A 12,497-nucleotide genomic window follows, 5' to 3' on the forward strand; every position below is an offset into this window, starting at 1 on the left:
TATTTGATAGAATTTACGAGTAATTCGAGATATTAACGAGTGGAAAGAATGAGCGTATTAAATACGTGAATGAAAGACACGAGGAAAATAACGAAGAAAGACGAAGTAAATTGTAGCAAATGAATCTAGTGATGATGGCAAGAAGGCTACACCTGTACCCATACCGAACACAGAAGTTAAGCTTCTTAGCGCCGATGGTACTTGGGGAGCAGTCCCCTGGGAGAGTAGGTCGTTGCTAGTTTTCGAAAGAAAAAAGCGGTGCAACAAAAAACAGAAAACACATAATACAAGCTTGCTTGTAAATTATGTGTTTTCTGTTTTTTGTTATAGCGACTAAAGGAGCGACAAGGCAAAGCAAAGCTTGGCCGGTGCACCGCAATATAGGAGTAGCGATATAATAATTGATAATACAAGCTTGTTTGTAAATTATATTCTTCTTTCTTTTTGTTATAGTGACTGAAAGGAACGACAAGGCAAAGCGAAGCTTGGCCGGTGCGCCGCAATATAGGAGTAGCGATACAATAATTGATAATACAAGCTTGTTTGTAAATTATATTCTTCTTTCTTTTTGTTATAGTGACTAAAAGGAACGACAAGGCAAAGCTTGGCTGGTAACCGATGAATAATAGTAACGATAGAAATTGAAGTAATAATGAAAAATAGTCACTTTACTTTCCATTGCAACATTGACACATAATTTAAACTAATATAGAATGTAGTAGAATATAGCAAATAATCTTTAATTATATACATGGAGGAAATCATGGATCTGTTTGATCAAAAAAAAGAGAATCGTTCGCTTACTTCAATAATTTTTGAAAAAATTAGAGAAGATATATTAAATAAAAAATATAAATTAGGTGAAAAAATAGTTGAGGCAAAGTTAGCAGAAGAACTTGGTGTTAGTAGAACTCCTGTTAGAGAAGCACTTAAGCAATTAGAGCTTGACGGTTTAGTTGAAAATATTCCAAATAGAGGAGTTGTAGTTAAAGGAATTACAACACAAGATATTGAAGATATATATTTAATAAGAATGGAAATTGAAGGAATTGCTGCTAAGTGGTGTTCTGAGAGAATGAATGGTGAAGAACTTGAACAATTAAAAGAAGTTTACGAACTAATGGAATTTTATACATTTAAAAATGATGTTGAAAAATGTTTCGAGCTTAATACTAAATTTCATGAAATTATATATACTGCAACAAAAAGTAGGTATTTAGAACACGTTTTAAGGGATTTTCAGATATTTATGAAATCTACTAGAAGTGAATCATTAAGGTCAGAGGGCAGGCTTGATACCGCATTAAATGAGCATAAATTAATACTAGAAGCATTTTTAGAGAGAAACGGCGATAAGGCTGTTGAAAGAATTAAGAAACATATTGATAGTTCAAGATTAAATATAAAGAAAATTAAAAGCGCTACTGAAAAGTAGTGTTTTTTTTATCAATTTGTGTTAAATAATTATCATTTTTTGATTTATTTCTTATAATGTTGTAATATACAATTAGACTGTTTAGTTATTATTTATTGATAAAATCAAACGTTTTTCAAATAAAAAGTTTAATTTTACATGAATAAGATAATAAATAGGAAAAATACACTTGTTATTTTATTAACGAGAATTACGTATTATTATACAAACATTTACCTATATGACATTAATTTATTTAAAGGAGTTTCTAATGAACAGAAATGAAATGGTTGAAGAAATAATTAGACTTAAGGAGAAGAAAAATGCAATAATTTTAGCACATAATTATCAAATACCTGAGGTTCAAGATATTGCTGATTTTGTGGGAGATTCTTTGAAATTAAGCCAGATTGCTTCAGAAACTGATAAAGATTTAATTGTTTTTTGTGGTGTAAAATTTATGGCTGAAAGCGCAAAAATACTTTCGCCTGAAAAGAAAGTTTTACTACCAGTAATAGATGCAGGTTGTCCAATGTCTGATATGATAACAGGAGAAGATTTAAAAAAATATAAGGAAGAAAACCCAAATGTACCTATTGTGACGTACGTGAACTCTTCTGCTGAAGTTAAGGCATACAGTGATATTTGTTGTACTTCGTCTAACGCTTTAAATGTTGTTAAATCTTTAGATGCTAAAGAAATACTATTCGCTCCAGATAAAAATTTAGGAAGTTATATTGCAGGTAAAATCACGGATAAAAAAATTAGACTTTGGCATGGATTTTGTATTACTCATGAGAGAGTTGAAACAAGCGAAATAGATTCAGCTAGAGAGAGAAGACCAGGTGTTAAAATATTGGTTCATCCTGAATGCAATCCTAAAATTGTTGAAAAAGCTGATTTTGTTGGAAGTACTTCACAGATTATTGATTATGTAAAAACATCTTCTGATAGTGAATTCTATATTGGAACAGAAATGGGTATTTTACATTCGATGAGAAAAGTTGCACCAAATAAAGAATTGCATTTACTTTCAAAAAGTTTAGTGTGTTACAATATGAAGAAAACTTCATTAGAAGATGTATATAATGCTTTGAAAAATGATGTAAATGAAATTAATATAGATGAAGATATTAGAGTAAAAGCATATAATGCATTAAAAAGGATGTTGAGTATAAATGCTTAATAGATATATTACAAATTTTATAGTTACAAAAAATAGTAAAAAATATGACGCTATTGTTATTGGTAGCGGAATAAGTGGAATGTTTGCAGCATTAAATATTGATAAGAAAAAGAAAATTCTTTTAATTTCTAAAAGTAATTTATCAAATAATAATAGTAATTTAGCACAAGGCGGAGTTGCTGTAACAATAAAAGGAAAAAATATTCAAGATCATGTTGACGATACTTTAAAAGCTGGAAGTTTTCATAATGAACTTGAAGTTGTTAAAGCCACTATTGAAGATTCAAATGAAATTGTAGATTTATTATTAGAATACAATGTTCCATTTGACAAAGAAGAATCTGGCAATTTATTATTTACTAAAGAAGGAGGACATTCGTCTAGGCGTATAATTCATGCAAGAGATAAAACAGGAGAAATTATTATAGAATATCTAATAGCTGAACTTGCTAAAAGAGACAATATTGCAGTTTACGACAATTGTTTTGCTATTGATATACTTACTAATAAAAATGTAGCTTCGGGCTTAGTTATAGATAATGATAGTAAAAAAGAAGTTATACTTTCAAATAATATAGTACTTGCTACAGGAGGAATTGGAAATTTATTTATTAATTCTACTAATTCAGATATTAGTAATGGTGATGGTATTGCAATGGCAAAAAGAGCCGGTGCCGAACTTTATGATATGGAATTTGTTCAGTTTCACCCTACCGCACTTAATATTGCAGGTACTAATAAATTTTTAATTTCTGAAGCAGTAAGAGGAGAAGGTGGAATCTTATATAATTCTCAAAATGAAAGATTTATGGAGAAGATACATCCTTTAAAGGACCTTGCTCCAAGAGATGTTGTTTCAAAGGCAATATATATGGAATACAAGAAAGGTAATGAAGTTTATTTGGATGTGCGTCATTTAGACAATGAATACATTAAAGATAGGTTTCCAAAAATTTATAACCATTGCTATGAAAATAATATTGATATTACAAAAGAATTAATTCCAGTAGCACCTGTTCAGCATTATTTTATGGGTGGAATTAAAACTGATTTAAGTGCTAAAACTACTGTTGAAAATTTGTATGCAGTTGGAGAATGTGCAAGAACAGGATTACATGGTGCTAATAGACTAGCAAGTAACTCCTTGCTTGAAGGAGCAGTTTTTGGATTAAGAGCAGCAAAACATATTAATGAAAAAGAAATTAGTAAAGATAAGATTAATAATTATGAATATAAAAATGAATTAGTATGTGATGAAAGTGACTATGAGTTATTAGAAAAAAAAATTAAAAATATTATGTCAGAAAATGCATTTATAATAAGAAAAGAAAATGAATTACTTGAAAGTAGCGAAGCGATTAATAAATTAATTAATGATATTGCTAAATATAATTGTGATACTAGAAAAAAATGTGAAGTTATTAATATGGTCACTGTTTCAAGTGAAATAATAGAATCTGCATATAGTAGAAAAGAGTCGTTAGGAAGTCATAATATTGAAAACGTATAAAGGATGAAAATATATGATTAATCAATTTTTAGTTGATGAAATTTTAATTAATGGTTTAAAAGAAGATATTACTTATAATGATATTACAACAGATAATTTAATTGATAAGAATAGTAAATCGGTAGCTTTTATTACATTTAAAGAAGATGGAGTAATTTGTGGTACCAATTTAATAGAGCGTTTATATGAATTGTTAGATATAAATATAGATGTAGAATTATTAGTAAATGAAGGCGAATATATATTAAAAGGGAAAGATGTCATCAAATTATCTGGTTCGACAAGAAATTTGTTGAAAGGTGAAAGATTAGGATTAAATATACTTCAGAGGATGTCTGGAATTGCAACTTTATCCAAACTATTTAGTGATAAAGTAAAAGCTTTAGATGTAAAAATTGTAGACACTAGAAAGACAACTCCTAATTTAAGAATTATTGAAAAATATGCAGTTACTGTAGGAAATTGTTTCAATCATAGATATAATCTTTCAGATAGTGTAATGATTAAAGATAATCATATTAAAGCGGCAGGGTCAATTAAAAATGCCGTTAAAATAATAAGAGATAAAATTGGTCATACTATAAAAATAGAAGTTGAAGTTACAAATTTAGATGAATTAAGAGAAGCACTAAATGAAAATGCAGATATTATTATGTTAGATAATATGGACAACAAAACAATGTTAAAAGCTGTAGAAATAAACAATAAAAAAGCAATATTAGAAGCATCTGGTGGAGTAAATATAAATACAGTTTATGATATTGCCTTAACGGGAGTGGACATAATATCAGTAGGAGCGCTAACACACTCAGCAAAAGCATTAGATATAAGCATGAATATACTATAACAAAAAGCAGTGCGACAAATAATATAAAAATAAGCCTGTGAGTTTACTCACAAAGGCGGATTTTTATATTATTTGTCATAGGGCGTTAGCCCGATACTCAGCGAATCGAACGAAGAGAGATTGGCGAGTATAAGCACTACATTTATTTAAATATTAAAACACTGCCTGTGAGTTTACTCACAAAGGCGGATTTTTATATTATTTGTCATAGGGCGTTAGCCCGATACTCAGCGAATCGAACGAAGAGAGATTGGCGAGTATAAGCACTACATTTATTTAAATATTAAAACACTGCCTGTGAGTATGCTCACAAAGGCGGATTTTTATATTATTTGTCATAGGGCGTTAGCCCGATACTCAGCGAATCGAACGAAGAGAGATTGGCGAGTATAAGCACTACATTTATTTAAATATTAAAACACTGCCTGTGAGTATGCTCACAAAGGCGGATTTTTATATTATTTGTCATAGGGCGTTAGCCCGATACTCAGCAAAACGAACGAAGAGAGATTGGCGAGTATGAGCACTGCATTTATTTAAATATTAAAACATTGCCTATGAGTTTACTCACAAAGGCGGATTTTTATATTACTTGTCATAGGGCGTTAGCCCTATACTCAGCGAATCGAACGAAGAGAGATTGGCGAGTATGAGCACTGCATTTATTTAAATATTAAAACATTGCCTGTGAGTTTACTCACAAAGGCGGATTTTTATATTATTTGTCATTTTTTCTCTATAAATGCTTTACATGGATTACCAGAAGATTTTAATACAATGATAGATGGCATTTGCTTTGATTTGAATTTGAAAAATTTACATCCTTTTGGATTAATTTTGTCCCATGTTATATAATAATATATACATTTGTTGCAGTTGATTTTATTCATAAGGCCTCACCTTTATAGTATTAGTAAATTGATATATTTATTATATAATATTTATTATATAATTTATATATTAATAGAATTTGGATGTGATTGTATTTTGGATAATAAAAATTCGATAGGTATATTTGATTCTGGAATGGGAGGTATATCTGTTCTTGCTGATTGCATTAGAATTTTACCGAAAGAAAATTTTATATATTATGGAGATTCAAAAAATGCACCTTATGGCATAAAAACAACAGAAGAAGTAATGGAATTATCAGAAAATGTATGTAATTATTTGATTAAAAAAAATGTAAAAGCAATAGTTGTTGCATGTAATACGGCGACTAGTGCCTCAATAAATATATTAAGACAAAGATATAATGTGCCAATTATAGGTATGGAGCCTGCAATTAAACCTGCGATAGAGAATTACGATGGACTGATTGCAGTTCTTGCTACAGAAGTTACGCTACGAGAAAAAAAATTTAATAATTTGTTAAAAGTATATGGAACAAATAGAAAGATAGTAAAAATTCCTTGTCCTAATTTAGTTGAGATTGTTGAAAATGGAATCGTAGATGGAAAAATAGCAATTAGGGAAATAGAAAAATGTTTTGAAGTTATTGATATATCAAAGATTTCAACAATAGTTTTAGGGTGTACTCATTTTGTGTTTTTAAAAAGCACTATAAAATCAATTGTAGGAAATGCTATTAATATAATAGATGGAAATGTTGGAACTGTAAATAATTTAAAAAGTATTTTAAAAAGTAATAGAATATTGAATACGGAAAATTCTAATCAACATATAGAATTTAATAATTCAGGTAGTGAAGAAGATGTTTTAAGGTCAAAGAAATTATTGAAAATTTATAGTGAAAATGCTAAGTGATACTAGAAGAGAGTGATGATTTGGAAAATATAGATAGAAAAAATTTTAAAAATTTAAGCTTGAAAATTGAAAAATTAGTAAATGAAAACTCGTTAACATATAATCAAGAAAAAATAATTAGACTTAGATATGGTATTGATAATGAAAAACCAGCTTCTTTTAAAGAAATGATTAAAATATTAAAAATATCCCCTAAAGAGTTAAAGAAGGAAATAAACATATCGGATAGAAAAGTATTTAATTTAATTAAGTCAAAGTTATAAGCATAAATATAATTTTATTCTTAAGAAATTTGACTTCATGAAATTATTATGTTATCATATTTCAAAATATATATATAAGTATTTGGGAAAAGTAAAATAATTTTGTTTTTTAGAGAGTCGGTGTTAGGTGTAAATCGATATTCAAATTTTTTGAATCTACCCATTAAATCTAGGTAATTCTAGACGGTACCAGCCGTTATTGGTTCGAGTGGATTATTTAATCAACTAGGGTGGCAACGCGGAAATTACTTTTCGTCCCTTTCAAGGGATGAGGAGTTTTGTTTTTTTTTTGAATACTATGTTTTAAGGAGGTTAATATGTTAGATATAAAAAGAATAAGAGAAAACTTCGAAGATGTTAAAGGAAGGATTGCACTTAGAGGAAAAGGTGATTTTGGATTAGAATCTATTATTGTAAAAGATAAAGAAAGACGAGATATTTTGCAAAAGGTTGAGCAAATGAAAAATAAACAGAAATTGGCTTCTAAAGAGATTCCAACGTTAAAAAAAGAGGGAAAAGATACAAGTAAATTAATGGAAAGCTTAAAAAAACTTTCAGAAAATATTAAAGAACTTGATGATAAAGTTAAAATAGTTGATATTGAACTTAAAAATATGTTACTTGCTATTCCTAATATGCCTGTAGACGGAACACCTGTTGGAAATTCAGATGAAGATAATATAGAAGTTAAAAAATTTATGGAACCTAATGTATTTGATTTTGAACCTAAAGCTCATTGGGATATTGGTCAAAATTTAGATATTTTAGATTTTGAAAGAGCAACAAAAATTGCTGGTTCAAGATTTACTGTATACAAGGGAACTGGCGCAAAACTTGAAAGGACTCTTATTAATTTTATGCTTGATCTTCATATAGAAGAGCATGGCTTTATTGAAGTTATGACACCTTTTATGGTAAATAGAGATGCAATGATAGGAACGGGTCAGCTTCCAAAATTTGAAGATGACATGTTTCATATTCCATCAAAAGATTTCTTCTTAGTTCCAACTGCAGAGGTACCTGTTACAAATCTTTATATGAATGAAATTTTAAGTGAAGATGAACTCCCAATTTGTCATACAGCTTATACACCTTGTTTTAGAAAAGAAGCAGGATCTGCTGGAAGAGATACTAGAGGGTTAATAAGGCAGCATCAATTTAATAAGGTTGAATTAGTTAAATTTGCAAGGCCAGAAAATTCATATGATGAACTTGAAAAATTACTGCTTTCTGCTGAAGATGTTCTTAAGAGATTAGAATTACCATATAGGGTTGTAAAATTATGTGGCGGAGATTTGGGCTTTAGTTCTGCAATGACTTATGATATCGAAGTTTGGATGCCAAGCTATAATAGGTATGTTGAGATATCATCTTGTTCAAATTTTGAAGATTATCAAGCTAGAAGAGCTAATATCAAGTATAGAGATAATTCAACAAAGAAAGTTAAGTATGTTCATACTATAAATGGATCAGGCTTAGCTGTCGGTAGAACGGTTGCAGCTATATTAGAAAATTATCAACAAGCAGATGGAAGTGTTAAAATACCAAAAATATTAAAACCTTATTTTAATGGAAAAGATTATATTAAATAAAAAATATGTAATGAAAAACTATAAATTATTACAAGTTGTTAATTGAATCTAATACTGAATTATCATAAAAAAAATACTAAGTTTATATGGAGATTAACCATATTAAACTTAGTATTTTTACATTTTTAGAATAATTATTATATATTTTAAGTTACTTTTTAACTGTTTCAATATATTTTGCGATTCTGTTTATGCCTTCTTCAACATCATTTATATCAGCAGCATAAGACATTCTTAGAAAATCATCATTACCGAATGCAATACCTGGAACCAAAGCTAATTTAAATTTATCAAGTAGTACATTACATACTTCAATTGAAAAACTATCCTTAAAGTTTACATTTTTTTTAATTTTACTAATATCCATGAAAATATAAAATGCTCCATCAGGTTGAATTATATCAATTTCATCTATTTTGTTAAACATTTTAATTGCAAGGTTTCTTCTTTTAGTATACCCTTCTAACATTTTTTTAGTGTCATTAGTGCAAGATATTAAAGCTTCTTTTCCAGCTGCTTGAGAAACAGTACAGGGATGAGAAACCAAGTGACCTTGAATACTAGAAATAATTTTTGCAAGATCCTTTCTACAAGCAGTATATCCAAGTCTCCAACCAGTCATAGCAGCAGATTTTGATAAGCCATTTATAGTAATAGTGTAATTATAAATATCTTTTGATAAACTTGCTATTGAAGTGAAATTATCTACATATAATATTCTTTCATAGATTTCATCAGCTAATATAAAAATTTTATTTTCAACGCATATATTGGCTATTTCTATTAATTCTTCTTTTGTGTATACAGCTCCGGTTGGATTTGAAGGATTAGTAATAAAAATTGCCTTTGTTTTATTTGTAATTGATTTTATTAATTCTTCTTTTGTTAATTTAAAATTATTTTCTTTTTTCGTATCAACAAATATTGGAACTCCACCAGTTAATTTAACCATTTCAGGATAGCTTACCCAGTATGGTTTTGGAATAATAACTTCATCTTCAGGATTTAATAGAGCAATTAATGTATTTGTTATTGCATGCTTAGCTCCGTTTGATATAACTATTTGATCAATATCATATTCTAAATTATTTTCTTTTTTTAATTTGTCTATAATAGCTTTTCTAAATTCTTTATTTCCCGCTGCAGCATCATATTTAGTAATATTATTGTGAATAGCTTCGATTGCGGCATTTTTAGCATTTTCAGGAGTTAAAAAATCTGGTTCACCTATGCTTAAATTAAGTATATCAATACCACTATTTTTAAGTTCTTTGACTTTTGTGCTAATACCAATTGTAAATGATGGACTTATGTTACTTATTTTTTTTGAAAACATATTGAAACCTCACTTTTATTGATTTATTTAATAAAACACATTATCTTTCTTTTATCCGATTATAACATTTAAGAGCTAAAAAACACATTAATAAATTAGAAAAAAACAAAATAATCTTAATTTAATAAAAATATTTAAGGATATACTTATTTATGTCGATATTTGCTATAATGAAATGTAATTACTATTATTAATGTGGGGTTATTATGGGATTTTTTAAAATTGTAGTTTTAATTTTTATTTTTTTTATATGTATTTCTATGTTTATTTATTTTATTAGAGATATTTTTAAAGATTATTTAATAGCAAGAAAGAGAGAAAATATTAGAAGAACAAAAAGATTTAAAAGTATTAAAGGTGGAAAAATACTTAATGAAAGCGTTTCAAATGATAAAGATAGATTAAGATTATATAGATAAACAATGTGTAAAAATTGTGTTATATATAGTGTGTATACCTATAAAAAGAAAGGAAAAGCTATTATGGATTTATATAGTGGTATAAAAAAAATTTTAGATGAAGAATTAATATCATTTCATGTTCCTGGTCATAAAAATGGTCGTTTGTTAAAAGAGTATTTCAAAGATATTGATATATTAAAAATGGATTTAACAGAAATTGAGGGAAGTGATAATTTACATTCACCAAATGAAATAATATTAGAAAGTCAAAAAAAAGCCTCTAGATATTATAATTCTTTAGAGTCTTTTTTTATTGTTAATGGAACTACTGCGGGTATTCTTAGTATGATTTCAGCATCGCTTGAGATGAATGATACTATTTTAATTACTCGTGATTGTCATAAATCAGTGCACAATTCAATTTATATTAATAAATTGAATGTATTATATGCACCAGTTAATTTTGATGACAAAACGAAATTAAATATTGGACCAGATGAAGAAACAATGTTTAATATTATTGATAAGAATCCATCTATAAAAGCAGTAGTATTAACGTATCCGTCTTATAGCGGAGTCTGTTATAATATAAATAAAATTATAGAATATGCACATTGTAAAAATATAATAGTGCTAGTTGATGAAGCTCATGGAGCACATCTTAAACTTAATAATAAATTACCTAGTTCTGCTGTGGATTTAGGTGGAGATATTATTGTTCAAAGTACTCATAAAATGCTTATTTCACTTACACAAAGTGCTATTATACATTACAATAGCAAAAGAGTTGATTTAGATAAATTTAAATATTTTTTAAGTGTTTTTCAAAGCAGCTCTCCTTCATATTTATTAATGACATCTTTAGATATAAGTATAGATATGGCAATTGAGAATGGCGAAAATTATGTTGATTTATATTTAAAAGAGTTTGAAATATTCAAGAGCAAATTATGTACTCTTAATAATTTTTATCTTCAAAATTCATATATTATGCAAAGTTATAGTAATATTAAAGTAGATCCTTTTAAAATTAATATTGGTATAAATTGTGGAGCGATTCTAGGCTATGAATTGGAAAAAATACTAAGAAAAAAATATGCTATTCAAATTGAATATTCAACCGAAACTATGATTTTACTTATAGCTTCAATTGCGACAACAAAAAATGATCTTGATAGATTATTCACTTCGTTAAAAGAAATAGATATATATCTAAATCAGAAAACTATGGATAAAAAAAAGAATGAATTTGAATTAATTTTATTAAATAAAATTCCAAAACAAAAATATAATAGCTATATTACCAAAACATTTAATTTTGAAGAAATATTATTATCAGAAAGCGTTGGGAGAGTATCATATGATTTTATAATTCCTTATCCTCCAGGAATTCCAATTTTAGTGCCAGGTGAAATTATTAATTTGTCATTAGTAAATAAGCTTGAAAAAATGCTTTTTAGTGATTTTAAAGTGGAAGGAATAACAAATAAGCCGAATTATTCATTAAGAGTTGTAGAAATATAATGTTTGTTAAGTAAATTTCTGATATAATTAACTGATTAGAATAATTCTATTGATTGGATAGTAGTATGTTTTAAAGGAGATTAAATAATGAAAAAAGAGATAATAGAGTGGATAAAATCAATAATATTTGCAGTTATTTTTGTAGGTTTAATAAATATGTTTTTTGTACCTACAATGGTTTATAGTATATCAATGAACCCAACATTAGTAGAAAAAGATTTGTTAATATTAAAAAGAACAGAAAATGTTAAATACGGTGATATTGTTTCGTTTAAAAGTGATTTAAAAATTACATCAAGTGATGTGAAAAAACTTAATATAATTCAAAGGCTTTATGTGAATACGAATTCTAGTAAGAATTTGATTAAGCGGGTTATAGGAGTACCTGGAGATTCAATAAAAATAGAAGATGAAAAAGTATATATTAACGGTAAACTTATGGATGAACCTTACTTAGGGTCTCCAACAAATGGAACAATTTATATTGAAAAGCTTGGAGATAATGAATACTTTATGATGGGGGATAATAGAAGTCATAGTTTAGATAGTAGATACCCTTCAGTTGGTACAATTAAAGGAGATAAGATAATTGGTAAAGTATTATTTAGAATACTTCCATTTAATAAAATTGGTAAAGTGAATTAATTATTCAAAAAA

At 27.6% G+C, this 12,497-nt stretch carries 12 protein-coding genes, 1 rRNA gene and 1 other annotated feature; of the genes, 11 read left to right on the top strand and 2 right to left on the bottom strand.

The features are described from left to right. Positions 1–124 precede the first annotated feature (124 nt). From rrf to nadC, 5 genes are all read left to right on the top strand, one after another. Positions 125–241 (top strand): 5S ribosomal RNA (gene rrf, locus AACH12_RS00070). A 522-nt stretch (positions 242–763) separates the two neighbouring features. Continuing rightward, positions 764–1,435 (top strand): GntR family transcriptional regulator, encoded by a 672-nt coding sequence (locus AACH12_RS00075; protein ID WP_338536051.1) that lies wholly within the window; start codon positions 764–766, stop codon positions 1,433–1,435. A gap of 250 nt (positions 1,436–1,685) precedes the next feature. Next, a complete protein-coding gene (gene nadA, locus AACH12_RS00080) occupies positions 1,686–2,600 on the top strand; it encodes a quinolinate synthase NadA (protein WP_338536052.1) in 915 nt (304 codons plus the stop codon). Next, on the top strand, positions 2,593–4,110 hold the full coding sequence (gene nadB / locus AACH12_RS00085) for an L-aspartate oxidase (protein ID WP_338536053.1): 1,518 nt from the start codon (positions 2,593–2,595) through the stop codon (positions 4,108–4,110). Before nadA ends, nadB begins: the two co-directional genes overlap by 8 nt. Positions 4,111–4,123: 13 nt before the next feature. After that, positions 4,124–4,957, top strand: coding sequence for a carboxylating nicotinate-nucleotide diphosphorylase (gene nadC / locus AACH12_RS00090; protein ID WP_338536054.1), 834 nt, complete (start codon positions 4,124–4,126; stop codon positions 4,955–4,957). Positions 4,958–5,682: 725 nt separating this feature from the next. Here nadC and AACH12_RS00095 read toward each other — a convergent pair. Beyond that, complete coding sequence (locus AACH12_RS00095; RefSeq protein ID WP_338536055.1) at positions 5,683–5,847, bottom strand: uracil-DNA glycosylase; 165 nt, start codon at positions 5,845–5,847, stop codon at positions 5,683–5,685. 94 nt (positions 5,848–5,941) lie between these two features. On the opposite strand from AACH12_RS00095, the gene murI reads away from it, so the two are divergent. The 3 genes from murI (at position 5,942) to serS (ending at position 8,579) form a co-directional block, all read left to right on the top strand. Next, positions 5,942–6,724, top strand: coding sequence for a glutamate racemase (gene murI / locus AACH12_RS00100; RefSeq protein ID WP_463671006.1), 783 nt, complete (start codon positions 5,942–5,944; stop codon positions 6,722–6,724). Further along, positions 6,721–6,987, top strand: coding sequence for a hypothetical protein (locus AACH12_RS00105; protein ID WP_338536057.1), 267 nt, complete (start codon positions 6,721–6,723; stop codon positions 6,985–6,987). Before murI ends, AACH12_RS00105 begins: the two co-directional genes overlap by 4 nt. Before the next feature lie 75 nt (positions 6,988–7,062). Continuing rightward, positions 7,063–7,250 (top strand) — a binding site (T-box leader). 54 nt (positions 7,251–7,304) lie between these two features. Next, on the top strand, positions 7,305–8,579 hold the full coding sequence (gene serS / locus AACH12_RS00110) for a serine--tRNA ligase (protein ID WP_338536058.1): 1,275 nt from the start codon (positions 7,305–7,307) through the stop codon (positions 8,577–8,579). A gap of 151 nt (positions 8,580–8,730) precedes the next feature. Here serS and AACH12_RS00115 read toward each other — a convergent pair whose 3' ends face one another. Next, on the bottom strand, positions 8,731–9,915 hold the full coding sequence (locus AACH12_RS00115; RefSeq protein WP_338536059.1) for a pyridoxal phosphate-dependent aminotransferase: 1,185 nt from the start codon (positions 9,913–9,915) through the stop codon (positions 8,731–8,733). A gap of 206 nt (positions 9,916–10,121) precedes the next feature. Here AACH12_RS00115 and AACH12_RS00120 point away from each other — a divergent pair, with 206 nt between their 5' ends. From AACH12_RS00120 to lepB, 3 genes are all read left to right on the top strand, one after another. After that, positions 10,122–10,334: a hypothetical protein gene (locus AACH12_RS00120; RefSeq protein WP_338536060.1), complete on the top strand. Its 213-nt coding sequence runs from the start codon at positions 10,122–10,124 to the stop codon at positions 10,332–10,334. Between the two features lie 63 nt (positions 10,335–10,397). After that, positions 10,398–11,840, top strand: a complete 1,443-nt coding sequence (locus AACH12_RS00125; protein WP_338536061.1) for an aminotransferase class I/II-fold pyridoxal phosphate-dependent enzyme — start codon at positions 10,398–10,400, stop codon at positions 11,838–11,840. Between the two features lie 87 nt (positions 11,841–11,927). Beyond that, positions 11,928–12,485 (top strand): signal peptidase I, encoded by a 558-nt coding sequence (gene lepB, locus AACH12_RS00130; RefSeq protein ID WP_338536062.1) that lies wholly within the window; start codon positions 11,928–11,930, stop codon positions 12,483–12,485. Positions 12,486–12,497: the final 12 nt, after the last annotated feature.

The sequence above is a fragment of the Helicovermis profundi genome, from assembly GCF_033097505.1.
GTDB lineage: Bacteria > Bacillota > Clostridia > Peptostreptococcales > Acidaminobacteraceae > Helicovermis > Helicovermis profundi.